Raw genomic sequence first — 23,965 nt, 5'->3', positions numbered from 1 at the left:
AATGACTATAATAAAAAAACTATTGTTCTCAAGTATTTTAATGCTTTTGCTATTCTCTTGTGCATCAAGAAAGGATATAATTTATTTACAGGATTTGAAATCACCTGATGGACTCGTAAAAGATGTCAAAATGGTAGATTTTGAATCTCCAACATTCAAAATAGACGATAGAATAACAATAAATATATCTTCTATAAACCCAGAAGCTGCTAGACCTTTTAATTTATATGTAACTTCTTTCAATACTCAAGGAATAAGTGCTGGTGGAGGTCAACAACAGCAATCCTACTTGGTAGATGCCAATGGTAATATAAGTTTTCCTCAGCTGGGTAAAATAAAAATAGAAGGGAAGACGAGAATTGGCTTAGAAAAATACTTGGAGGAACAACTCAAACCGTTTTTGCCAGATGTAAAAGCAAATGTTCAGTTGGTAAATTTTAGAATTTCAATACTAGGTGAAGTAAATAGGCCAGGTGAATATAGGTTCAACAGAGAAAAGATTTCAATTTTGCAAGCAATAGGCTTAGCAGGTGACCTAACCATTCATGGAAAGAGAAAAGATATTAAGCTAATTAGAGAGGAGAATGGTGAATTGAAGTATTATGACATTAGTTTAAGAACCAAAGAGTTGATAAATTCTCCGGCATATTTTTTAAAGCAAAACGATGTAATATATGTACCACCAAATAAACCGAAGGTCAACGCATCAGCAAGTTCACCAACAGCTTCCTACATTATATCAGCAACAGGTTTGTTGATTACAATAATTTCTATTTTAACGAGATAAGAACAATGTCAAAGATGTACAACAATAACGAGTTTAATGTCAATAATGACTCTTCAAATATAAGAGCAGAAATAGAAAAGTATCTAACAAACTGGAAATGGTTTGTTTTATCTGTTTTTATTTGCGCATCAATCGCTGTGGTTTATGCAAAAAAGCAACTCAACATTTTTCAAACTCAAGCATCAATACAGGTTAAAGAAGATGGAAAGTCTTCTTCCGAATTGATGGCTTTTCAAGATTTAACATCGTTTGGATTAGGGGGGGGGAATAATGTAATCGATGAAATAGAAATATTAAAATCTAGAACTTTATCGGAAGCTTGTGTAAAAAAAATAGGACTGAATTTTGAAATTTATCAAAAAGTAGGATTAAAGAACATAGAAGTTTTTAACAATAGACCAATAAATTATCAAGTAATATCTGATAAAGAAAGTTTTTACGAGTTGGATACTATGCTGAATTTGAAAATTATTGATAATGTCAGTTTTGAGTATTCAATAGCAGGGAGTGAGGAGGAGGTTTCTAAAAAGAGGTTTGGTGAAAAACTAAGATTGGGAAAACATCAAATTATATTTACGCCCAACGAAAAATATAATAGTTCCTTAGATAATAATTATCAAGTATATTTTAAGAACAGTAACGTAATAGAAGCGTTAAAAACAAGTTTGATTGTTACTTCTGCCGAAAACTCTAGTATTATCAAAATTACGTTAAATCATCCCGTAAAAGAAAAAGCACAGTTAATCTTAAATACACTCGTAAATCTATACAATCAAATGTCTGTTGAGGATAAAAATCTTGTAGGTAAAAAGACGAGTGACTTTATAGATCAACGTTTGGAGGTGATTAAGACGGAGTTGGATGAAGTTGATAAGTTAGAAGAAATATACAAGACAGACAAGCAAATAACTGATATAGGAGCGCAATCAAGCATTTTTGTCAATGCTAAGTCTCAAAATGAATTGGAGATTTTTAAAAAAGAAACTAAATTGAGGTTAACTGAATTCATGCTGGAGGATATTGATAGTCAAAAAACAGACTTTAACTTGCTGCCAACAAATATAGGAAGTGAAGAGTATCCTCAGTTAAATCTTGACGTTTCTAGGTATAATGCTTTATTATTTGAAAGAAACAGATTACTTAGAGCCTCTTCTATGAGTAATCCAGTAGTTAGGAATCTAAATATAGAATTATCTGGTCTGATTAAAAACATAGAAGAATCACTAAAAAACATAAAAAGACAACTTGAAATATCTATTATATCGCTCAACTCTGTAGAAAAAGAGTTTCAAGATAGAATTTCTTCTCTTCCAAAACAAGCTAGGGAATATAGAACAATATTAAGAAGGCAAACTATTATAGCAGAATTATACTCTTATCTCTTGCAGAAGAAAGAAGAAAATGAGATATCTATGGCTGTCACTCTTTCGAACTCTAAAGTTATAGACAGGGCATATTCTCTAAAAGACCCTATTGCACCAAGAAAAGCATTAATAGCATTATTCGGGCTAATCATAGGCTTTGTGATACCGTTTGGAATCATTTATATCAAGGAATTATTAGATAACAAATTTCACAATAAAAATGATTTACAAGATTTAATTTCGTTGCCCTTGGTAGGAGACATTCCTTTAGACAAAACCGAAGAAAAAGTCATCATAAAAAAAGGAAGTAGAACGAGCACTGCGGAAGCATTTAGATTATTGAGAACCAATTTAGATTTTATACTGAGTTCCGTAAATTCAACATCTAAAACTATCTTTGTAACATCTACTATTTCTGGAGAAGGAAAGTCCTTTGTTTCGGTAAATGTAGCCGCTTCTTTGGCCTTAACAGGAAAAAAAGTGTTGTTAGCAGGAATGGATTTGAGGGCTCCAAAAATAACACAATACTTAGGGTTACCCAATAGAAACGGAATAACGAACTACTTAATTGATTCGGAGATTACCCTTGAAGAGGTCATTAAACCTTTAGCAGGCTTTGACAACCTATATTTATTAAGTTCAGGTATTGTACCTCCTAATCCTGCCGAATTACTTTTAAATCCCAAAATTGGACAAATGTTTGAGGAGCTAAAAAATGATTTTGACTACATTGTTGTGGATACTGCTCCAGTTAATTTGGTAACAGATACTTTAATGCTAAGCAAATATGCAGATATGTTTTTATATGTATCTAGAGCTAATTATTTAGACAAAAGAATGCTTGAAGTACCAGAAAGACTATATCAAGAAAAACGTTTACCAAATATGGCCTTATTAATCAATGGTGTGGATTACAGCAGGGGGTATGGCTACGGATATGGTGGCTACGGATATCCAAGTGGAGAAAATAAAAAAAGCTTTTTCAAAAAACTATTCAACAAATAGGAGTTAAAAACCTCATTATCAATGAGGTTTTTTTATGCTTTGTACAGTGCCTAAAAAAACATAAAAAAAGTTTTGCGTAATTACAATATGTGCCTATATTTGCACCCGCAACGCCGATATAGCTCAGCTGGCTAGAGCAGCTGATTTGTAATCAGCAGGTCGTAGGTTCGAGTCCTATTATCGGCTCAAAAGAGACAACTTTCGTTGTCTCTTTTTTTTGTTTTAAAAAAAAATTGTCAAAACAAAAAAAAATAATACATTTGTTGTACGTTATAAAACGATATATGAAATTATTTAACACTTATGGATTTTATTTCTTTTTCTTTTTTAAGAAAGAGAGACTTTTCTTGTGTTAATAAAAATATAAAGCATAAAAAAAAGTCTCGATCATATCGAGGCTTTTTTTTGTCGTAAAAATTATGAAAATAGCCATTCAGGGAATTAAAGGATCGTTCCATCACATAGTAGCAGAAAATTATTTCGGTTCTGATATAGAATTGGTCGAATGTATGACTTTTGCTGAAATGCCAGATGTTATTCTCAGTGGTCAAGCAGATTATGCAGTAATGGCTATAGAAAATTCTATTGCTGGAGCTATCATTCCAAATTACACATTGATTGACGAATCAGATCTGACTATTGTAGGTGAATATTATTTGGAAATTCATCAGAATTTAATGGCTTTGAACGGACAGGGGATTGAAGATATCAAAAAAGTACATTCACACCCTATGGCCTTGTTGCAGTGTAGAAGTTTTTTCAAAGATTACCCGCACATAAAGTTAATAGAAGATGTTGATACTGCTGATGTTGCTAAAAGAATTCAAGAGAATCAGCTAAAAAAGATAGGTGCGATAGCGAGTAACAGAGCAGCTGAAATTTATGAATTGAATTTGGTTGCAGAGCAGATACAAACCATCAAAAAAAACTATACCCGCTTTGTCATCGTTCAGCGCAAAGAAAAATCGTTAAACACAAAGGCAACTAAAGCATCACTAAAATTTGTGTTAAAAGATAAGAGTGGAAGTTTGGGAGAAGTACTAATGGTACTTGCCGACCACAAGGTCAATTTATCTAAAATTCAATCTTTGCCCATTATCGATAGACCTTGGGAATATGCCTTTTTTGCTGATTTAATTTTTGATGATTATCAAGAGTATAAAAATGCGATGGTAGATATAAGGCATAAAGTGTCTAGTTTAAAAATTTTAGGAGAATATAAAGACAATAAATAATGATTGTTTCAACTGCAGATAGATTAAAGGAGGTAAAAGAATATTATTTCTCAAAAAAATTGAGAGAAGTCGCTAATCTTAAAGCTCAAGGAAAACCAATCATAAGTCTAGGGATTGGTAGTCCTGATTTAGATCCTGATACTGCTGTAAAAAAGGCACTTGCTAACACATTGGACAAAAATATGGCTCATGCCTATCAAGGTTATCAGGGAATTCCTGAATTGAGACAAGCCATGGGTTCTTTTTACCAATCACATTTTGATGTAAATCTAGATGCAGATTCTGAAATTTTACCTTTAATGGGGTCTAAAGAAGGAATTATGCATGTCTCTATGGCCTTTTTAAATAAAGGAGATCAGGTCTTAATTCCAAATCCAGGTTATCCAACATATACTTCCGTGACAAAACTAGTAGGAGCGGAACCCGTATTTTACGACTTGTTAGAAAGTAATGATTGGCAGCCAGATTTTAAAGCGCTAGAAAATTTAGATTTGTCTAAAGTTAAAATAATGTGGGTCAATTACCCACATATGCCCACAGGAGCGTCGGCTAAAGATAAAATGTATAATGATTTGATTACTTTTGCGAAAAGGCATAAAATTCTTCTAGTAAACGATAATCCGTACAGTTTTATATTAAATAATGCTCCGCAAAGTATCCTGAACTACAAGGGAGCTAAAGAAGTGGCTTTGGAGCTAAATTCCATGAGTAAGAGTTTCAACATGGCAGGTTGGAGAGTTGGAATGTTCGTAGGTGCTTCGGACTATTTAAAGGAAATTTTAAAGGTAAAAAGCAATATGGATTCTGGAATGTTTTTAGGAATTCAGAAAGGAGCTATAGAAGCTTTAAAATTGTCTAAAGATTGGTTTGCCAATGTAAACAGTCATTACAAAAGAAGAAGAGAGCTAGTATATAAAATATTAGACAGTTTAAATTGCGTCTACGATCAAAGTCATGTTGGAATGTTTGTTTGGGCAAAGTTACCTAAGGAAATAAGTTCGGAGCAAATGACAGATAGATTGTTGTATGATAAAAACGTATTTATTACTCCCGGAACTATATTTGGTAGTAACGGTGAGGGGTATATAAGACTATCACTTTGCGTTTCAGAAGAAAATTTAAAAGAGGTTTTAAAAAGAGTTCAATCGTAATTTATGTTGGTTACAGTTATAGGTTTGGGTTTGATAGGAGGTTCTTTAGCTTTAGAGCTAAAAAAACGCTTGCATTGCACTGTTAATGGTATAGATGCAAACCTTCAGCACGCCCAAAAGGCTTTGGAATTGGGTATTATTGACTGTATTATTGATATCGATGAAGTAAGAGAGAGTGATATTGTGGTATTGGCCGTACCGGTAAATCACTTGTCAAAACTGGCTATTGAGGTGTTAAATTTTATAAAAGATGATGCAATAGTGTTTGATATGGGCTCTACCAAAGAGAAACTATGTAAAACAGTTGAAAATCACGAAAAAAGGACTAATTTTGTGGCCGTTCATCCCATAGCCGGTACAGAGCACTCTGGGCCAGAAGCAGCAGTGTACAACTTGTTCGATCATAAAGTTAATATTATTTGCGATCAACATCTGAGTAGTAAAATTGCTATTGCCAAAGTTTTGGAGATATTTGAAGCTTTGCAAATGAGAACTATTTTTATGGATAGTAAGGAGCATGACAAGCATATTGCTTATGTGTCTCATCTATCACATATAAGCTCATTTATGTTAGGGAAAACAGTATTGGAGATAGAAAAAAATGAGAAGAATATTTTTGATATGGCAGGTTCTGGTTTTGAATCTACTGTAAGATTAGCAAAAAGTTCTCCCAATATGTGGTCTCCAATTTTTATAGAGAATAAAGAGAATATTTTAACTTCTTTAAACGAGTATATTGATAATTTGATAACGTTTAAGAATTTAATAACAGAAGAAAATAGTGCAGGTTTGCGTCGATCTATGAAAGAGACAAACCATATTAAAGACGTATTAAAAGGAATTCAAAAATAAAAAGTATATAATTACTAAGATGGAAAATAACAAAGAATTTAGAAAGTGGTTGGATGATATGAATTTAGATCATCCGTTAGTAATTGCTGGACCATGTAGTGCAGAAACTGAAGAGCAAGTATTAAAAATAGCACATGAGCTAAAAAATACAGATGCTACAGTTTTTAGAGCAGGTGTATGGAAACCAAGAACAAGACCAGGAGGTTTTGAAGGTGTTGGTGCTGTAGCTTTGCCATGGTTAAAGAAAGTTAAAGAACAAACAGGTTTATTAACAGCAGTAGAGGTTGCTAATGTAGCTCACGTAAAATTAGCTTTAGAGGCTGATGTTGATATTTTATGGTTAGGAGCTCGTACCACCGTAAACCCATTTGCGGTTCAAGAAGTGGCAGATGCTCTAGAAGGAACAGATAAAATTGTTTTAATTAAAAATCCAATCAACCCAGATTTAGCTTTGTGGTTAGGAGGAGTTGAACGTTTGTACAAAGCAAATATTAAGAATTTAGGAGTTATCCATAGAGGTTTTTCTTCTTATAAGAAAACTCGTTACAGAAACGTACCTCAATGGCAGTTACCAATTGAATTAAAACGTCAATTCCCAGACTTGCCAATTATCAACGACCCTTCTCACATTTGTGGAAATAGAACAGGAATCCAAGAAATTTCTCAAATTGCTTTAGATTTAAATTTCGAAGGATTGATGATTGAGACTCACATCACTCCAGATGATGCTTGGTCTGATGCTGCACAGCAAATTACTCCGGATCGTTTGGTAGAAATTATGAACGATTTAAAAGTTCGTAAACCCAAAGCAGAAGGAGAAGCACTAAATAAATTAGAGGAATTAAGAGCAGAGATTGATGTAATCGATAATCATATTATTGATACGTTGGCAGAGCGAATGAAAGTTGCTGAACAGATTGGGGAAGTTAAAAAAGCTCAAAATATATCAGTATTACAAGATAGTCGTTGGGGAGAAATTTTAAAAACGATGGTAGCTACAGGTAGCAAATCTGGATTAAGTGAAGATTTTGTAGAAGCAGTATTCAAAGCAATTCACCAGGAGTCTATCAACAAACAAGAAGCAATTGTAACATCTAAATAATTAGAAATACAACCTGATATAGATAAAAAGAGAAACAGTTTTAACTGTTTCTCTTTTTTTTGTGGCTTACTTTAGTATAAACAATCGCGATAAACTATTTTTACCATATGAATGGAGTTGTTATAAAATCTACAGGGAGTTGGTATTCAGTAAGAACCGAAGAAGGAGAAATTTACCAGTGTAGAATTCCTGGGAAATTTAGAATGAAGGGAATCAAAAGTACCAATCCTTTAGCGGTGGGTGATGTTGTGGTTTTTGACTTAGAGCCCAACAAGGATACAGGTGTCGTTAGAGAAATTGAAGATAGAAAAAACGTAATTGTCCGTAAGTCGGTTAATCTTTCTAAACAAACGCACATTATAGCTTCTAACATTGATATTGCTTTTTTGGTAGTAACACTGCACAATCCTGAAACGTCAACCACATTCATAGATCGCTTTTTAGCAACTGCGGAAGCTTACAGTATCAAGTCCATATTGTTGTTCAATAAAATTGACACTCATGATGAGGAAATGGACGAGTACAGAGAAGCTTTCAAATATATTTATACCAATATAGGTTACCAATGCATAGATATTTCAGCGAAACAGCAGACTAATTTAGATTTTGTAAAGGAGTTAATGAAAGACAAGGTAAGCCTATTTGCTGGTCATTCAGGAGTAGGTAAGTCCACTTTAGTGAATGCTTTGGAACCTTCATTAAATTTAAAAACAAAAGAGATTTCCGAACAACATCAGCAAGGGCAACATACTACAACTTTTGCAGAAATGCACCCTCTATCTTTTGGGGGTTATATTATAGATACTCCAGGAATCAGAGGTTTTGGCGTTGTAGATTTTGATAAGTATCAAGTAACCGACTACTTTCCAGAGTTGTTTAAACTAAAGTCCGAATGTAAGTTTAACAATTGCACACACGTAGATGAACCTAAATGTGCTGTAAAAGAAGCTTTAGCTTCGGGTAAGATTTCAGAAACGAGATACGAAAGCTATCTACAATTGTTAAAAGAAGAAGAGGAACATTATAGACAAGACAATTATAAATAGATGAGGGTAGTTGTTCAAAAAGTAAATAAAGCCTCTGTAACAATTAGTAACAAGCAGGTAGCTAGTATTTCTAAAGGTTTGCTATTACTGGTAGGCATAGTTTTGGGAGATACCGAAGAAGACATTGATTGGTTATGTCAAAAAATGGTTAAGCTTAGAATTTTTCAAGATGATGAAGGTAAGATGAATCTTTCTGTACAAGACATTGTTGGAGATGTTTTGGTGGTAAGCCAGTTTACTTTACATGCACAAATAAAAAAAGGAAATAGACCTAGTTACGTAAAAGCTGCCAAATCAGAGGTGGCTATTCCTTTGTACGAATTGTTTAAAGAGAGGTTATCGTTTTATCTAGGTAAAGAAATTCAATCGGGAGAATTTGGAGCAAATATGCAAGTTGAATTAATAAACGATGGCCCTGTTACGCTACTAATGGATTCTAAAAATAGAGAGTAAAATGAGGAATTATTATTTGTTACTATTATTACTCACTTCACTAGCGAATGCACAAAATATATTTGAGATAGAAAAATTACCTTCAAGGGTTAGAATTTCAGGGGAATTTATCAATATGCATAACGAACCAGATATTGGTTTTTTGGGACATGGCTATGAGGTTTTTGGCTTGATACCTAAATTTAAATCAGTATACTTTGGGGTTAATGCATACTCTGCTTTAACAGGTATTAGGTCGGGTTTTATTGTGTTTGGAGTATCGACTGGAATTCAAAAAAGTATATATAAAGATTGGTTTTCGTATGATTTAGGACTTTACTTAGGTGGAGGTGGAGGTAGTGGTGCTCCAGATGGAGGTGGTTTAATGATAAGACCACATTTAGACTTTCAAATAGATCTCTCTAAAAACATAGCTTTGAGAACGGGAGTTTCGGGTATTACTTTTCCTAGTGGGGCTATCAACAGTTTCAATGTAAATATTGGAGCTGTGATAAAAACGAATACTTATTTTGTGAGTGAGCTGAACGATAGCCAATCTAACTATTCAAGTAACTCGTATTTTAGTAACATGGAGTTGTCTGCTTCATCACTGAATTTATTCAACTTTAGAAAAGGACCTTTGAGACCTGATAATACAGGAAATCCTAGCGTGATTTCATTGGTAGGCCTAACTTTAAAGACTCATCAAAAAAAATCTGTTTTTGGTGTTTTAAAATTAGGTGGAGCTTTTACAGGAGGAGTTGATGGTTTTATGATGCTATTATCTGGGTTAGGGTATCAAGTACCAATTACTCACTGGCTATATCTCAACGCTAGTGCATTGGCTGGTGGAGCTGGCGGAGGTGATGTAGATTTTGGGGGTGGACTAGCTACCCAGATACAGGCAGGCTTGGCGTTTAAATTAAAAGACTATTATTTAGAAGTTAGTGGAGGGAATACTTACGCTCCCAATGGTAATTTTAAATCGAATCATTTGGATGTTTCTCTAGGCAAAACTTTTAAAATGTATAGAAATAGCTCTAGTAATTTGAAGGAAGTTGTGGTCGCTGATGAGTTCAAAGAAGAGGGTTTTAACTTTTCTGTTTTTAACCGATCTTATTTTTTAGACGATTTGGAATTAGATAAAAATGATAGAAATTACGATGCAATTTTTAATTTGATAGGATTTGAACTTAGCAAGAAAGTATATAAAAAAACGAGTTTACTAGCAGCTACAGTTTGGGCATACCAAGGAAGTTATGGAGCTTATGCAGAGGGATGGTTAGGGTTAAAACAAACTTTTTTTTCCAAAAATAACATGGGTTTAAATGCAAAAATATGGATTGGAGCTGGAGGCGGAGGAGGAATCAATCTAGGAAGTGGCTTAGCTTATCAATACAGTTTTGGGATAGACAAAAAAATAAATCAGCGATGGAGTTTGATAGCCAACGCAGGACAAGTTAGACCCGTTCTCAATGGAAATTTTACGCCAATATTACTAGATATAGGAGTGAAATTGAATATTCATCAACTGGTAATAAATAATTAAGAACTATAAGAGAACTTGTTCATTCGTATTCTTAAAAGATGACGATCATTGTCTGTAAATTCTCCTCTACCGTGTAACATAGTTTTGTTGTTAATGTATATCAGATCCTTAGGTTCCAAGTAAAGATTTAAGGTTTTAGAGTTGTTAAGAATTATTTCTTTTAACACTTTATATGCGCTGATTTGTTCATTATTACATAAATCACTTCTTTGTATGATAGCTTTTTCAAAGGTGTCTATTCTAAATCTAATTTCATTATCTCTCAGGATAGGACCGTAATTAAACTCATGTCCTTCATTTTTTGTTTTCTTAAATACATTAGGAACAATGAAGGGAAAATTAGTGGTTCTCAGCGTTTTTTCTATTTCAAAACCATTCTCTAAAGATCTCAGGTCATCTAGTACATCTTTAAGGGTTAGTAGATATGATACTCCACCACCACAGTTTGCTTTTTTTAGAGTAAGTAGACCAAAAAAATCTTCGGGATAACTACTGTACTGGCTGTCAGTATGTAGTTCGGCTTCATGACTATGTTCTGAATACGTTTTAATAAAGCTAACTGATTCAGGATTAGATTTTATATCCCAGATTATTTTATTGTTGGCATCGTGACCAACAGGTTTACCAATCAACTCAGATATTTCCAAATATTTTTGCTTAGATTCTTCTATATTATTAACATCAATATAAAAATCTTTTACAATTACGTAACCTACATTTTCTAGGTCTTGAGAGATTTTAACAGATAAATCTTTTAAGTTTTTGTAAGATCTACAATCTATGTAATTGGCCTGGATTATTTTTTGATGAGTCATAAATAAGTTTTTTGATTCTACGTAGAATAAACTACTAAGGCTTAGCCTATATGAGTCTATTTTTTTAGGTTACTATTGAATATAATTTTTAAACTGATTAATTTCAGTATTGTCTTCATCTGATAAAATAAGATGTACAGCTTTTCTATGATCTACTTTATTAGTGACGGGAAATGAAGAAGTTCTAAATTCTCCATGACCGTAATAATTATCGTCAAAAAACAACAAGGTACCGGTTATATAATCCTTGTATTTCTTTTCTCCAATACTTCCTTCAATAGTTTTTTGAGGAATCCATTCTTGTAAAACCATATCTTTCAAATCAGATTTGTCAAAAAGGTTGTACCATATTTTTTCGTCTGTTACAATTCCTGCATAAATTTCTTGACTTTTACCAAGAGCTCTGTGTTTTAAAATCCATTTGTCTTTTTCAAACTTAGCTCGTTTCCATACTTCAACATTTTCATCAGCATTAATTGATGGAATATAGTATTTCTTAAAAAAGTTGACATCTTCTTTATTTAGCGTATTATCCAACAATATTTCTTTACCTAAAACAGAAAAGAATCTTTTATCGTGAACTAAAAAGACAGTTCTAAAATCATTAATAATGTTTAAGGATACTAGTTGAGTGATTAAATCATCTGAAAATGAATGAATTTCGTCAAAAGAAAGTTCACTTATTACTAAGCTGTCTTTCATTAAATAGAGGTTGTTTTCTAAATCTTTGTAATTAACTTCTACAACTTCGTATTTCATTCTTTTAAAAATATCAACGTAAATTTTAGATTCATTCCTAATATCATCGCCCTTCAATATGTAAATAGATTTGCTATTTCCTATGTAAGATAATATGTGCTTGTATATATTGTCATATATATTTTCTGTTTTCAAATTAGGAATGTGATTTTGCCTGTAATCGTCTGCGGCTTTGTTCATTAAGGCCGCAGAGAATATACCGTTAAATGCAAATCTACAGGTGATTTCAATTAATTTAACTTGATTGTTTTTGTCAAAAACAAAATCTGTCCTATAGGTACCGACTCTATAGGGTTTGGTATTAAACTTAGTAATAATACTTTCAGTTTTACTATCAACAGGCATTAAGTATTTGTACTTTTCGTAAGATGTTATGAATTCAACAATCAGAGAATGCATTATTTTCTGAAGCCTTTTTAAGTCTTTATGGTGCTGTTTACCAATTAATAGAGGCTCGTCAAACATCCATTGTTTAAAATAACTGGTTTTTTCACTAATAAATTGATTGACAGATTTTTTTAATGCCGATTCAGTCATTTTTAGATGAGTTTATAACTTTTAATCATTTGTTTTGTGCCATCAATCCCCTTGTGCATCAACATATCTATGATTGATAAATATGGAGTATGAGGTTCTGTAAATTGTGGGTATTCTACTTTACCAGTATCTACGAAAAATAAATTGAGGTTTTTTTCTTTGAAGTAATCTTTGTAATACAATTCTTGTCCGCCAACTGGATTTATATAAGTGTTGGCAAAATGCTTCTCACATAATTTAACAACCCTTTCAGACATTGTGTTTTCATTTTTTGCTAAAAACTCAGGTTGAATCTCTTCTTCAATAGAAGAGGTATGTGAATTATCGAATATGATTTTAGTTTTGATATTTAACAAATTACAAATTTGGATAATTTTTTTAGCATTAAAAGTATGGAGGTCCTTAACATCTTCGTCAAGTAATTTTTCTATGAAAGAATATATTTCGTCAAAATGTTTCGCTTTCTTGTAGTTGAAAAATATAATATTCAATAGTTTTTTTTTCCAATCTATACTGTAGTCAATGTCAACATCTTTTATTAGTTTGTTTGAGCTTTGTTTTTGAATAGGGATGTTAATAAAAACGGGTTCATTTTTACCTTTGTCTAAAATTCTATTTCGTGTTATCCACGATTTTTTTCGAAAAGTAACGTACTCATATATAATAAAAGTGTCTACCGAATCAATAAGCTGGAAATAACCTACATAAGGAAAAAAGTAGGGTTGCATAATTGCTGCCTTCATTCTGAAATAAAATTATCATTATTTTGATTCATTTAATTTATCGGCAATTTTTATTTACAAATGTAATGTTTTTAAAGTGTTTAGTTCCAAAAATTCCAAACAACTCCTAATCTAATAGTCAAATCTTTAGCAGGTTGATTTTCGGTTACAAAATAATCTCTACCTGTAAAGCTAGCAGTTATGTTTTCTACCTTAAAATAAATTCTTGTACGTCTAACTTCGCCATTTACAAATACATCAAAAGAAGGGTAATCACCAATTTTAGTGTTGTTTTGGAGATAAAATTCATTTAAAACAGGATTAAAGCTATTGGCTAAGTATTTCGAAAAATACTTAAAAGTAAATCCGATTTGTGCTAGTAAAGGGTCTCCTTTGAAAAGGTAGTTTTGATAGTAAAAAGTATTTCTAGTTACAATTTCTGGAACTCTTAAAACTTCATTTCCTTGTCCAACTTTCTGAAACATTACTGTATTGTTGAGATAGAAATTCTTTAATTTAAGTTGATTGCTAAATTTTAACTTTATATAATCTATGGTTTGATTATATTGGCTAGAAACGCTTCTACTATTAAAATAGGTGTAGTTTTCTATCTGATGAAGAAATAAATCAGCTTTAAACCACGGAGTCTTAAGATGACCATATAGAGTTCTGTAAACTTCGTTGTTAAAGTTATTGTTCCAGTTCAAATTGCTAAAGTTAGACTGATAAAAATTATTAATATTGTTTGGAGCAGAAGATTTTAACTGAATTCCTGTAGTTGCGGAAATTTCATTGTTTAACTTAAAACCTGCGATAATGTTGAGGTTGCTTCCCAAATTATTACCTGTAACAAGTTGTTCAGCAAATGCATTTAAAAATATTCCTTTGTATTCGCTATTCCATCTGGCTCCAAAAGAAGTATAGTCAGTTTCGTTTTCCTTAGGGACAAATCTTGTACCTACAGTTTTAGAAGTGATATACTGCTGATCAATTTTTTCGAACGCAGTAAAAATCTTAAAATCTCCCAGAATCCAAGGAGAATTAAATTTTAAATACAATTTGTTTTTAGTACTGTTTAATTCTGTTCTATCTCGTGTAGTGGTGTTAAGAGCAGTTCCAAATATATCAGGGTTGTCAATAAAATACTGTGTATCACTAGAGTTGAATTTGTACTTACTCAAAGTATGACTAATGGAATGACCCACTTTTAAATTTGTTAATTTTTGTTTTAAACTATCTTTACTATTTAGTAATCGTAATTCGTGTTCATAATAGTATCTCACCGATTTAAGGATGCTTTCTGAATCATTTAAGTTGACGTTAATTCTACCTCTCGCACTTATTTGGTCGTTGTCATCTCTAAATTCTGCAATAGCTTGATCTGTGATTCCTCCGTTTTCTAAATGATCTATTTCTTGAGAAACTATGTGAGTTCTGAATTGATATCTTTTTTTAGGATTGTAATAACTATAGGTAGTCCTAAAATTTACGTGACTAGCTCTAGAATTTTGAAAATCTCCAATAGACCTCATCCCTTTATAGGCAATGGAAAAATTTTGAGATTTTCCAAAATTGGTAGTAAACGTACTGTTTAACACCTGACCATCAATTCCAGAATTATAAAACAGAATAGTCGTGGGTGTAGGCACATGATAATAGTCTACATCATCAACCTCATAAAAATTATATTGCTTAGCAGTTACTCCAAATTTAGGTGTCAGTTGATTGTTAACAAAACTATAGGCTAGTTTGTTATACGTTTGTCCAGGATTGGCAAAAGCGAGCAACTCAAAATCGTCTTTTTGTATATAATTTTGTCTAAAATATTTCTCAATAGTTAAGGTGGTGTCAATTTGTATGGTGTCGTACTCGTAAGTTATTGTTTTATAATCTACATACCTAGCACCGTAAAGGTTTCTAATACTATCTAAAGGTATTGTTGTATCCTTAGATTCATTTTCAGTAACAATATTTTCTTCAATTACCTTTACTTTTTCCTGTGAAAAAATGGTACAAAAGGAGCTAAATAGAACAATAAGTAATAGACTTTTTTTCATGTTGAATAATTGCAGAGCAAAGGTAATTTTTTTAAACGAATTAGTTTGAGTATTATTGAGTGACTGAATTAAAAACATGGCGTTAAAAATTAATTTCTCTGGCAAAAAAAAAGAAGCTGGAACAGATGAGGCGGGAAGAGGTTGCTTAGCAGGCCCTGTGGTAGCAGCAGCTGTTATTTTACCTAGCAATTTTACCTGTCCTTTATTAAACGATTCAAAAAAATTGACAGAAAAACAACGTAAATTTCTTTTACCCATTATAGAAAAAGAAGCTATTGCTTTTGGGGTAGCTTTTGTTGATGAGCAAGAAATTGACAAAATCAATATTTTACAAGCATCTATCACCGCTATGCATCGCTCCTTAGATCAGTTAAAAGTTAAACCTAACTTTATTATTGTTGATGGAAATAAGTTTAGACCTTACAACGATGTACCTAGTGAAACGATTGTTAAGGGGGATGGTAAATATTTATCTATAGCAGCAGCATCTGTACTTGCTAAAACATATCGAGATCTGTATATGGAAAAAATTCATTTAGAATTTCCTCATTACAATTGGAAAAAAAACAAAGGATATCCCACTAAAGAGCATAGGAATGGCATCAAAGAAAAAGGAAGTTGTGTTTACCATAGGCAAACTTTTAAATTATTGCCCGACGAACAATTAGAATTATTTAGATAATTATCTAGCCAATTCCCATTCAAAAAGATTGCCTAAGTGACGTAATAATTTTTCTTGTACCTCTTTTAAGTCTACTTTTTTTCCGAGTTCAGCTTCCATAGAGGCTACTGCTTTGCCTTTAATGCCACATGGAATAATGTTATCAAAATAACCTAAATCTACATTTACGTTTAACGCAAAACCATGCATAGTAACCCATCGACTACTGCGCACACCCATCGCGCAAATTTTTCTTGCAAAAGGAGTACCCGCATCTAACCAAACTCCCGTTTCACCTTTACTTCTTTCGGATTTAATACCGTATTCAGCAAGGGTAAGAATAATGGCTTCTTCTAAAAAACGAAGGTATTTATGGATATCCGTAAAAAAGTTATCTAAGTCTAGAATAGGGTAACCTACAATTTGACCAGGTCCATGATAGGTAACATCTCCACCTCGGTTACTTTTATAGAAGGTAGCTCCCTTCGCTTCTAATTGTTTTTCTGTCAAAAGTAAATTAGAAATATCACCACTTTTGCCAAGTGTATACACGTGAGGATGCTCTACAAATAAAAAATGACTTTTGGTTTGGATGGTGGAGCCACTTTTTCGATTGTCCATTTTTGTTTGGATAATTTCTTGAAACAATTGATCTTGGTAATCCCACGTTTCCTTATAGCCTTTAACACCAATATTTTGGTAGAAAACTTTTTTGCTTTTCATCTTTGCAAATTACTGAATATTCGTTGGAATATTTACATGGAATTTTGTAGAATTATTACCTTTATCAATCAAAAAAATAATACAAAATGTCTATTAAAGTTGTTAGCGTAACTAAAAAGTACAAAAATCAAACAGCTGTCAATCATCTTAATCTTGAGATTAGCAAGGGGGAAATTGTTGGTTTTTTAGGCCCTAACGGAGCGGGTAAATCTACTTTAATAAAGATGTTAACAGGATATGTTTTACCTACCAAAGGAGAGTTGTTTGTGTGTGGAGACAAAGTTGTATCTAATCAAAAACAAACAAATAAAAATATTGGATATTTACCTGAGCACAATCCTTTGTACAAGGATATGTATGTTAAAGAGTATTTGAGATTTATTGCAAGTGTACATGGTGTTGATAACTCTCAGATAGAAAACGTGATTGAAAAAACAGGTTTAACTCCTGAATGCCACAAGAAAATAAATCAATTATCTAAAGGATATCAGCAAAGAGTAGGGTTGAGTGCCGCTTTAATTCACAATCCACGGGTTTTGATTTTAGACGAACCTACTACAGGATTAGACCCCAATCAAATTTTAGAAATTAGAGCTTTAATCAAAGAATTGGGAAAAGATAAAACAGTACTATTTTCTACTCATATTATGCAAGAAGTAGAAGCCGTTTGTGATAGAGTTATTATTATCAACAAAGGAAACTTAAAGGTAGATGCCAACTTATCGGAATTAAAATCAGGAGAAGAACAAGTGATAGATGTTGAATTTGATTTTAAAATTGAAACTCAGTTCGTAGAAAAAATATGGGGTTTAAAGTCCTATAATAATTACCATGACAATCAATGGGAATTTGTTTTTGATAGCGGTGAAGATAAGCGTTCTTTGATTTTTGATTTTGCCCAAGAACAAGGGTTAAGAATTTTACAAATGAATACCAAAAATAAAAATCTAGAAACGCTATTTAAAGAGTATACATCTCATTAACTAATTTGATGAAACAAATAATGAGATATAGATGGTAATATAGTCACCCATAGTTTTTACTTACAAAGTCACTCTCGGCTCACTTTCTTTTTAGATTCACGCACACATGTTTTTACAAGTTAATTTATGTATCTTATCTACTACAAATAGATTTACATGAACTTATCAGCAAATCAATTCAATAGATTTTTAAAATTTAAGTTACCCTCTGCATTTATTTGTGGTGTTAAAATAAATGATCTTAATAATGAACGATGTATTACTACAGTAAAACTCACTTGGTTTAACAAAAACCCTTTCAAATCTATCTATTTTGCCGTTTTAGCGATGGCTGCAGAGTTGTCTACGGGGGCTTTGGTTTTAAGGAAAACACATCAAACTAATATGTCTTTTTCAACGTTGGTTGTAGGGATGAAAGCTGATTTTTATAAAAAAGCTGTGGGAAAGATATTCTTTACTTGCGATGAGTTTAAAAATATAGATGAATGTGTACATAGAGCTCTTTTAACCAAGCAAGGTGAATCATTTAAACTGATTTCAATAGGTGTAGACGATGAAGGAGATGAAGTTGCCAAATTTGAATTTACATGGAGTATTAAGGTAAAAAAAATTAATAAATAGACTCCTTTAGAAGTTTTCCATATTTACTTTCTTTAATATCCAAAGCTAATGCATCGTAAATTTTTGATTTTAATGATTTGGTAGCCTTGGGCATTCTTGAATAAGCAATAAAAGGTGCAATAACTTTGTCTTTGTGCGCAATAGCATAATTAGCAGAAAATAAGTAAGATTTTTTCAAATTTTGATTGCGTTCAAATTCAATACTTTCAGATGTTTCAGTATCGTTTTGTTTTTCCGCTTCAAATTGTAATTTAATCAGGTCGAGATTTTTGTCGTTGAATTTTTTGACATATTCATCGTGCTTTTCCAATAAGACTTGCGTTTCAGACCCTGTTATTTTTGCTTTGGTATAAAAATTTTTCAGCTCTGTGGTAACGTTAATAGTGCCTGATTCTCCAAAAAAAGAAACTTGCTTAGAATTAGATTTTTCTAATGACAAAATAAATATTTCAGGTTCTTGTATTCGGTTGTTAAACGTTATGTTTTCGGTAGCATTGTTAATAAAAATTGAATCGACAACCACCAATGTACCGTTTTCTATCTTTTCTAGATAGATAGTCCCCTTTTTTAGTCCTTTAATATAGCAGTTAACCGTAAAATTGTGCTGGTTAGATTGAGAACAGCTAACGATCAATACAGCAACGAGAAGTATCCAAATGTAATTTTTCATAAACAAGATTTCATAAATAACCCCACTACTTTAGTAGTGGGGTTACAAGTTATATTAGTTTGAACTTAAGGTTTATCTTAAGAAGTTTCCTAGTGGACTAAAGTATGCATAAGTAAGAACTACAACAATAGTTACTACAATACTTACAGGCTTTAAATATTTCCAAGGAGTAATGTCTACTTGCTCTGTATATTGTTGTACAAAATCTACTTCGCTTGGTTTTAACTTACCAATAATTAACATAATTACTGCATTTAAAACAAATAAGATAGCAACAACATGTAAGAAATGAGGGTAAGTACCTCCATTGTCTATTACAATCGGTTTGATTACAAATTGGCTAATTGCATATAAAACAACTCCAGAAACCAATCCAATTTTGGCAGCGATAGCAGGAACACGCTTAGTAGTGTATCCTACAATAATAATTGTAAAAATTGGAATAGAGTAACATCCGTTAATTTCTTGTAAATAGTTAAATAAACCTCCTTTAGCATAAATTAAAAATGGAGCAATACAAGCACCACCAATAGCTAAAAAGATTCCAAACGTTTGACCAACTTTAACTACTTTAGATTCAGAAGCTTCTGTGTTAATGTGAGCTTTATAAATATCTAAACCAAAAATAGTTACTGATGAGTTTAAAGCTCCGTTAAAAGAACTTAAAATAGCTCCGAACAATACAGCAGCAAAGAATCCTACCATACTCGCTGGCAACACTTGCTTTACCAACAATGGATAAGCTTGATCTTTTAAAATACCGTTACCTCCTGCAAAATATTCAAAAGATTCAGGGTGTTGAGACATGTAAAAAGCAATAATACCAGGTAATACTAACATCAACGGTCCTAATATTTTTAAGAAAGAAGCAATTAACAATCCTTTTTGTCCTTCTGCTAAGTTTTTAGCTCCTAAAGCTCTTTGAATAATAGCTTGGTTGGTTCCCCAGTAAAACATTTGTACCAACATTAAACCTGTAAAAATAGTAGCAAATGGTACAGATGCATTAGAGTCTCCAATAGCGTTAAATTTTCCAGGGAATTCAGTCGCAAGATTAGAGATACCAGTTCCAATAGAACCTCCTCCAATTGCTAACAATCCAAACACTGGAATAGCCAAACCACCAATCAACAATCCTATTGCATTGATAGAATCGGAAACAGCTACTGCTTTTAATCCACCAAAAACTGCATAGATAACACCGATAAATCCGATAGCAAAAACTGTTGGCCATAAAGCCATAAAGTCATATTCTCTTTGTAACTCAGCCAACTCAACTGCACTTAACGTGTTAGCAACATCCGCAGGAATTACCAAACCTAAAGCTTGGGGTACATCAAACATAGTATTTACAGCCAAAGCTCCAGAGTAAAGAACGATAGGTAATAAGATAAACACGTATCCTGAAAGGAATAAGGCAGACACCCACGTTTTGGTCATTTTATCATATCTAGTTTCTAAAAACTGAGGTACTGTAGTAATCCCTCCCTTTAAGTATCTAGGTAATAAAAACATCGCGGTAAGTACCATGGCAATAGCAGCAAGGGTTTCCCATGCCATTACAACCACTCCTTCTTCAAAGGCAGCTCCGTTAAGTCCAACAATTTGTTCTGTAGAAAGGTTTGTTAATAATAACGATCCTGCAATTACAGGTCCAGTTAAACTTCTTCCTCCTAGAAAGTACCCGTCTGAAGAATTAACATTTTTTCTAGTGGCTAGCCAAGCTATCAAGGCTACTAATAGGGTAAAGCCAAGAAATGAAGCTATTGATAAAATCATATATTTAAGTATTTAATTAAGTTAATTTTTAACGAGCCACAAATTAGTAATTTTAAGGCTATTTTAATGCGATAAAATTAAATTTTTATACATCTAGTTAAATTATTAACGATATACAACTTTTGTGTACACTTGTAGATACAAAAACCGTGTTAAATGAACTTTAAAATGGCCTTAGCAACCCCGTCTTTTTTGTTAATATCGGATACCGCATCAGCAATCAACAACACCTCTTCTTTTGCGTTGGCTACCGCTACGCCAATTTTTGCAGCTTTTAACATTTCAATGTCGTTATAATTGTCTCCGAACGCAATGCAATTTTCTAGCGTTAATTGAGGATATTTACAAGCCAATAACTCTTCTATTCCTGTAAGTTTGGAAATGTTTTTGTTGGCAATCTCTAAATAGGTGTCCTTAGATCGATATAAATGTAGTTTATCTCCATGTAGCTTACCAAGCTCTGAATATACATAATCAATATGTTCTTTATCTCCCATGCACATCACCTTGTGTGCTCCTTTTTGTTCATCCATCCAAAGTTTAATAACCTCTTGTGTAGGTTTTACAATTGGAGTCACTTTGGTGTTGTTCTCTTCTCTTTTGGCCCAAAAATCCATAGTAGGAACGTACCAATCATCATTATTATAAAGACTGATGTGAAAATTGTTGTCTTTATTCAAGTCAGCAATATCTTCAAGAATTGTGGGAGCTATAAAAATATCATCCACAATTTCTCCATCAACAATAACCAAACCTCCGTTGTAACAAATTAAAGGAAGTCCCTCAATATTCAAATCTTTTTGAAGATGAGTCATGGCAGCGGGCATTCTGGATGATATTAAGATAAATGGAACTCCTTCTTTGGTGATTCTATTTACTTGTTCTTTTAACATGGTAGAAACCTCTCTTTCCGAATTTAATAAAGTTCCATCAATGTCTGTAAAAGCTATTTTAATACTCATGATAAGTTTTTAGGATGATGATTACAAAAGTAAGCGATTAGACTTGTTTATATGCCATTAATTAAATAATCAGCATAAAAAAACAGCTAATGTTTTAAGTAACATTAGCTGTTTTAAGATCTTTTGGTTAAAAAATAATTATTTAATCATATCATAACTACGTTTGATGAAGTTTGTTAAATCCTCACCATGTAACAAGTTTTGAGACAATTTAGCTAAATCAAAAGCCTGAGAGATTAATCCTTTTTGCTTGTCTTCATCAGCATTTAAAATATCAGAAATTAATGCGTTGTTGGTATTCACCACCAAGTTGTACATTTCTGGCATATTATCCATTCCAAACATTCCACCACCACCAGTTGCGCTCATTTCTTTCATTCTACGCATAAATTCTGGTACAGTAATGGTAAAAGGGGATGCGTTAGAATCCATTGCCTCTAATTGTACTGTGTAGTTTTCTTTAGGAACAGAAGCCTCAATGATAGGTTTTAAAGTTTCTTTTTCTTCGTCAGATAACTTAGAAATTACTTCCTCGTCTTTTTTGATTAAGTTGTCAACATGGTCGGCATCAACACGAACAAAAGTTACATTCTCGTTTGTTTGCTCTAATTTTTGAATTAGGTGAGCCACGATTGGAGAATCTAACAACAATACTTTGTATCCTTTATTATTTGCAGATTGAATAAATCCGTGTTGCGCTTCTTTATTAGCAGCATATAATACCACTAACTTACCGTCCTTATCTGTTTGAGCATCTTTAAATTGCTCCTTAATTTCATCAATAGTTAAGTAGTTACCATCTGTGGTTGGGTATAAAGCGAACTTTTTAGCTTTATCGAAAAACTTTTCGTCCGATAACATTCCATACTCAATAATTACTTTGATATCATCCCAATAACCTTCAAAAGCTTCTCTGTCTTTTTTGTAAATAGAACTTAACTTGTCAGCAATTTTTTTGGTGATGTAACCAGAAATTTTCTTTACGGCTCCATCTGCCTGTAAGTACGAACGAGATACGTTTAATGGAATGTCTGGAGAATCAATCACACCTTTTAACATCTGTAAAAAGTCCGGTACAATTCCTTCTACGTTATCCGTTACAAAAACTTGGTTTTGATACAATTGGATTTTGTCCTTTTGCAAGTCCATATTTTTAGACAACTTAGGGAAGTATAAAATTCCTGTTAAGTTAAATGGATAATCTACATTTAAGTGAATGTTAAATAAAGGCTCTTCGAATTGCATTGGGTACAATTCTCTGTAGAAGTTTTTGTAATCATCTGCTTCTAAGTCAGATGGTTTCTTTGTCCAAGCAGGTTCAGTGTTGTTAATAATATTGTCAACATCAATTTGTTGGTGTGGTTCTTTTTCTTCCGTACCATCCTCTTTTTTTACCACCTTCGGTTCAAAATCAGGATCGTTAACTTTTTTAGTTCCAAACTTAATTGGCACTTGGTTAAAACGATTGTACTTCGTTAACAATTCAGAGATTTTAGATTCTTCTAAAAAGTCTAAAGAATCCTCAGCAATGTGTAAAATAATTTCTGTTCCTCTTTCTGTCTTTTCAACCTCTTCTAATTCATAGTTAGGAGAACCGTCACAAGACCACTTTACAGCAGGAGCATCTTTGTAAGATTTGGTGATTAATTCTACTTTTTCTGCAACCATGAATGCAGAATAAAACCCTAAACCGAAATGTCCAATAATTCCAGAATCTTCTACCTTATCTTTATATTTTTCAATAAATTCTTCAGCACCAGAAAATGCAATTTGGTTGATATACTTTTCAACCTCATCTTCTGTCATTCCCAAACCTTGATCGATGATATGAAGTTTTTTAGCTTCTTTATCAATCTTTACTTCCAGTTTAGCATCTCCTAGCTCTACACCAGCAGCTTCTCCAATAGTAATTAAGTGTTGTAGTTTTAATGTAGCATCTGTTCCATTAGAGATCAACTCACGCAAAAATATTTCGTGATCAGAGTATAAGAACTTTTTAATTAATGGAAAGATATTTTCTACCGATACATTAATGTTTCCTTTTGCCATAATATTTATGTTTTATTAGTATGTTTTGATTTTATACGTACTCTACAGTCAAATAGAATACCAAAAGAAATTTTATGACACGATGACATAAAGGTGTATAAATC

At 32.5% G+C, this 23,965-nt stretch carries 21 protein-coding genes and 1 tRNA gene; 13 read left to right on the top strand and 9 right to left on the bottom strand.

Translation table 11 applies throughout. From position 1 onward, the window contains the following. Window position 1 precedes the first annotated feature (1 nt). From ACXGQW_RS03955 to ACXGQW_RS03910, 10 genes are all read left to right on the top strand, one after another. A complete protein-coding gene (locus ACXGQW_RS03955; RefSeq protein ID WP_457823801.1) occupies window positions 2–787 on the top strand; it encodes a polysaccharide biosynthesis/export family protein in 786 nt (261 codons plus the stop codon). A 14-nt stretch (window positions 788–801) separates the two neighbouring features. Continuing rightward, entirely contained in the window at window positions 802–3,156 is a 2,355-nt protein-coding gene (locus tag ACXGQW_RS03950) for a GumC family protein (RefSeq protein WP_457823800.1), read from the top strand. A 112-nt stretch (window positions 3,157–3,268) separates the two neighbouring features. Continuing rightward, window positions 3,269–3,342 (top strand) — tRNA-Thr (locus tag ACXGQW_RS03945). Between the two features lie 233 nt (window positions 3,343–3,575). Further along, a complete protein-coding gene (locus tag ACXGQW_RS03940; RefSeq protein WP_457823799.1) occupies window positions 3,576–4,391 on the top strand; it encodes a prephenate dehydratase in 816 nt (271 codons plus the stop codon). Between the two features lie 2 nt (window positions 4,392–4,393). Then, a complete protein-coding gene (locus ACXGQW_RS03935; RefSeq protein WP_457824187.1) occupies window positions 4,394–5,542 on the top strand; it encodes a pyridoxal phosphate-dependent aminotransferase in 1,149 nt (382 codons plus the stop codon). Between the two features lie 3 nt (window positions 5,543–5,545). Continuing rightward, window positions 5,546–6,394 carry a prephenate dehydrogenase gene (locus tag ACXGQW_RS03930; RefSeq protein ID WP_457823798.1) on the top strand — a complete coding sequence of 283 codons (849 nt, stop codon included), beginning with the start codon at window positions 5,546–5,548 and terminating at the stop codon, window positions 6,392–6,394. A gap of 19 nt (window positions 6,395–6,413) precedes the next feature. Then, window positions 6,414–7,496 carry a chorismate mutase gene (locus ACXGQW_RS03925; RefSeq protein ID WP_457823797.1) on the top strand — a complete coding sequence of 361 codons (1,083 nt, stop codon included), beginning with the start codon at window positions 6,414–6,416 and terminating at the stop codon, window positions 7,494–7,496. 107 nt (window positions 7,497–7,603) lie between these two features. Then, window positions 7,604–8,542: a ribosome small subunit-dependent GTPase A gene (gene rsgA / locus ACXGQW_RS03920; protein ID WP_457823796.1), complete on the top strand. Its 939-nt coding sequence runs from the start codon at window positions 7,604–7,606 to the stop codon at window positions 8,540–8,542. Then, the gene (gene dtd / locus ACXGQW_RS03915) at window positions 8,543–8,995 is read left to right on the top strand and encodes a D-aminoacyl-tRNA deacylase (RefSeq protein ID WP_457823795.1); all 453 of its coding nucleotides are present in this window, start codon (window positions 8,543–8,545) and stop codon (window positions 8,993–8,995) included. Between the two features lies 1 nt (window position 8,996). Next, window positions 8,997–10,523: a hypothetical protein gene (locus tag ACXGQW_RS03910; protein ID WP_457823794.1), complete on the top strand. Its 1,527-nt coding sequence runs from the start codon at window positions 8,997–8,999 to the stop codon at window positions 10,521–10,523. Here ACXGQW_RS03910 and ACXGQW_RS03905 read toward each other — a convergent pair. The 4 genes from ACXGQW_RS03905 to ACXGQW_RS03890 form a co-directional block, all read right to left on the bottom strand. Then, window positions 10,520–11,338 carry a TauD/TfdA family dioxygenase gene (locus ACXGQW_RS03905; protein ID WP_457823793.1) on the bottom strand — a complete coding sequence of 273 codons (819 nt, stop codon included), beginning with the start codon at window positions 11,336–11,338 and terminating at the stop codon, window positions 10,520–10,522. The genes ACXGQW_RS03910 and ACXGQW_RS03905 overlap by 4 nt on opposite strands. A 72-nt stretch (window positions 11,339–11,410) precedes the next feature. After that, a complete protein-coding gene (locus tag ACXGQW_RS03900; protein WP_457823792.1) occupies window positions 11,411–12,634 on the bottom strand; it encodes a hypothetical protein in 1,224 nt (407 codons plus the stop codon). A gap of 2 nt (window positions 12,635–12,636) precedes the next feature. Then, window positions 12,637–13,377, bottom strand: coding sequence for a WbqC family protein (locus ACXGQW_RS03895; protein ID WP_457823791.1), 741 nt, complete (start codon window positions 13,375–13,377; stop codon window positions 12,637–12,639). An 80-nt stretch (window positions 13,378–13,457) separates the two neighbouring features. Continuing rightward, the gene (locus tag ACXGQW_RS03890) at window positions 13,458–15,413 is read right to left on the bottom strand and encodes a putative porin (protein WP_457823790.1); all 1,956 of its coding nucleotides are present in this window, start codon (window positions 15,411–15,413) and stop codon (window positions 13,458–13,460) included. Between the two features lie 76 nt (window positions 15,414–15,489). Between ACXGQW_RS03890 and ACXGQW_RS03885 the strand changes: the two genes are divergently transcribed. Continuing rightward, the gene (locus ACXGQW_RS03885) at window positions 15,490–16,095 is read left to right on the top strand and encodes a ribonuclease HII (protein ID WP_457823789.1); all 606 of its coding nucleotides are present in this window, start codon (window positions 15,490–15,492) and stop codon (window positions 16,093–16,095) included. Here the strand turns inward: ACXGQW_RS03885 and lipB are convergent, their stop codons facing one another. Continuing rightward, a complete protein-coding gene (lipB, locus tag ACXGQW_RS03880) occupies window positions 16,096–16,797 on the bottom strand; it encodes a lipoyl(octanoyl) transferase LipB (RefSeq protein ID WP_457823788.1) in 702 nt (233 codons plus the stop codon). It abuts the gene before it with no gap. 86 nt (window positions 16,798–16,883) lie between these two features. On the opposite strand from lipB, the gene gldA reads away from it, so the two are divergent. Beyond that, window positions 16,884–17,780 carry a gliding motility-associated ABC transporter ATP-binding subunit GldA gene (gene gldA, locus ACXGQW_RS03875; RefSeq protein ID WP_457823787.1) on the top strand — a complete coding sequence of 299 codons (897 nt, stop codon included), beginning with the start codon at window positions 16,884–16,886 and terminating at the stop codon, window positions 17,778–17,780. A gap of 156 nt (window positions 17,781–17,936) precedes the next feature. Next, window positions 17,937–18,401 carry a PaaI family thioesterase gene (locus tag ACXGQW_RS03870; protein ID WP_457823786.1) on the top strand — a complete coding sequence of 155 codons (465 nt, stop codon included), beginning with the start codon at window positions 17,937–17,939 and terminating at the stop codon, window positions 18,399–18,401. Here the strand turns inward: ACXGQW_RS03870 and ACXGQW_RS03865 are convergent. From ACXGQW_RS03865 to htpG, 4 genes are all read right to left on the bottom strand, one after another. Continuing rightward, window positions 18,391–19,071 carry a DUF4369 domain-containing protein gene (locus ACXGQW_RS03865; protein WP_457823785.1) on the bottom strand — a complete coding sequence of 227 codons (681 nt, stop codon included), beginning with the start codon at window positions 19,069–19,071 and terminating at the stop codon, window positions 18,391–18,393. The two genes, ACXGQW_RS03870 and ACXGQW_RS03865, sit on opposite strands and share 11 nt — an antisense overlap. Window positions 19,072–19,143: 72 nt before the next feature. Then, entirely contained in the window at window positions 19,144–20,850 is a 1,707-nt protein-coding gene (locus ACXGQW_RS03860) for a solute:sodium symporter family transporter (RefSeq protein WP_457823784.1), read from the bottom strand. Between the two features lie 152 nt (window positions 20,851–21,002). Continuing rightward, a complete protein-coding gene (locus tag ACXGQW_RS03855) occupies window positions 21,003–21,812 on the bottom strand; it encodes an HAD family hydrolase (RefSeq protein ID WP_457823783.1) in 810 nt (269 codons plus the stop codon). A gap of 138 nt (window positions 21,813–21,950) precedes the next feature. Then, window positions 21,951–23,861 carry a molecular chaperone HtpG gene (gene htpG / locus ACXGQW_RS03850; protein WP_457823782.1) on the bottom strand — a complete coding sequence of 637 codons (1,911 nt, stop codon included), beginning with the start codon at window positions 23,859–23,861 and terminating at the stop codon, window positions 21,951–21,953. Window positions 23,862–23,965 lie beyond the last annotated feature (104 nt).

Source organism: Wenyingzhuangia sp. IMCC45533 (assembly GCF_054111225.1).
The sequence above is the reverse complement of the archived record's forward strand: the minus strand, read 5'-3'. Positions and strand labels throughout refer to the sequence as shown.

Excerpts from the sequence above, each read along its gene's own strand:
- ACXGQW_RS03855 (WP_457823783.1), bottom strand. The coding sequence starts at position 21,812 with ATGAGTATTAAAATAGCTTTTACAGACATTGATGGAACTTTATTAAAT.
- ACXGQW_RS03950 (WP_457823800.1), top strand. The coding sequence starts at position 802 with ATGTACAACAATAACGAGTTTAATGTCAATAATGACTCTTCAAATATA.
- ACXGQW_RS03925 (WP_457823797.1), top strand. The coding sequence starts at position 6,414 with ATGGAAAATAACAAAGAATTTAGAAAGTGGTTGGATGATATGAATTTA.
- htpG (WP_457823782.1), bottom strand. The coding sequence starts at position 23,861 with ATGGCAAAAGGAAACATTAATGTATCGGTAGAAAATATCTTTCCATTA.
- ACXGQW_RS03870 (WP_457823786.1), top strand. The coding sequence starts at position 17,937 with ATGAACTTATCAGCAAATCAATTCAATAGATTTTTAAAATTTAAGTTA.
- gldA (WP_457823787.1), top strand. The coding sequence starts at position 16,884 with ATGTCTATTAAAGTTGTTAGCGTAACTAAAAAGTACAAAAATCAAACA.
- ACXGQW_RS03865 (WP_457823785.1), bottom strand. The coding sequence starts at position 19,071 with ATGAAAAATTACATTTGGATACTTCTCGTTGCTGTATTGATCGTTAGC.
- ACXGQW_RS03955 (WP_457823801.1), top strand. The coding sequence starts at position 2 with ATGACTATAATAAAAAAACTATTGTTCTCAAGTATTTTAATGCTTTTG.
- ACXGQW_RS03940 (WP_457823799.1), top strand. The coding sequence starts at position 3,576 with ATGAAAATAGCCATTCAGGGAATTAAAGGATCGTTCCATCACATAGTA.
- ACXGQW_RS03860 (WP_457823784.1), bottom strand. The coding sequence starts at position 20,850 with ATGATTTTATCAATAGCTTCATTTCTTGGCTTTACCCTATTAGTAGCC.
- ACXGQW_RS03900 (WP_457823792.1), bottom strand. The coding sequence starts at position 12,634 with ATGACTGAATCGGCATTAAAAAAATCTGTCAATCAATTTATTAGTGAA.
- ACXGQW_RS03895 (WP_457823791.1), bottom strand. The coding sequence starts at position 13,377 with ATGAAGGCAGCAATTATGCAACCCTACTTTTTTCCTTATGTAGGTTAT.
- ACXGQW_RS03885 (WP_457823789.1), top strand. The coding sequence starts at position 15,490 with ATGGCGTTAAAAATTAATTTCTCTGGCAAAAAAAAAGAAGCTGGAACA.
- lipB (WP_457823788.1), bottom strand. The coding sequence starts at position 16,797 with ATGAAAAGCAAAAAAGTTTTCTACCAAAATATTGGTGTTAAAGGCTAT.
- rsgA (WP_457823796.1), top strand. The coding sequence starts at position 7,604 with ATGAATGGAGTTGTTATAAAATCTACAGGGAGTTGGTATTCAGTAAGA.
- ACXGQW_RS03910 (WP_457823794.1), top strand. The coding sequence starts at position 8,997 with ATGAGGAATTATTATTTGTTACTATTATTACTCACTTCACTAGCGAAT.
- dtd (WP_457823795.1), top strand. The coding sequence starts at position 8,543 with ATGAGGGTAGTTGTTCAAAAAGTAAATAAAGCCTCTGTAACAATTAGT.
- ACXGQW_RS03930 (WP_457823798.1), top strand. The coding sequence starts at position 5,546 with ATGTTGGTTACAGTTATAGGTTTGGGTTTGATAGGAGGTTCTTTAGCT.
- ACXGQW_RS03905 (WP_457823793.1), bottom strand. The coding sequence starts at position 11,338 with ATGACTCATCAAAAAATAATCCAGGCCAATTACATAGATTGTAGATCT.
- ACXGQW_RS03890 (WP_457823790.1), bottom strand. The coding sequence starts at position 15,413 with ATGAAAAAAAGTCTATTACTTATTGTTCTATTTAGCTCCTTTTGTACC.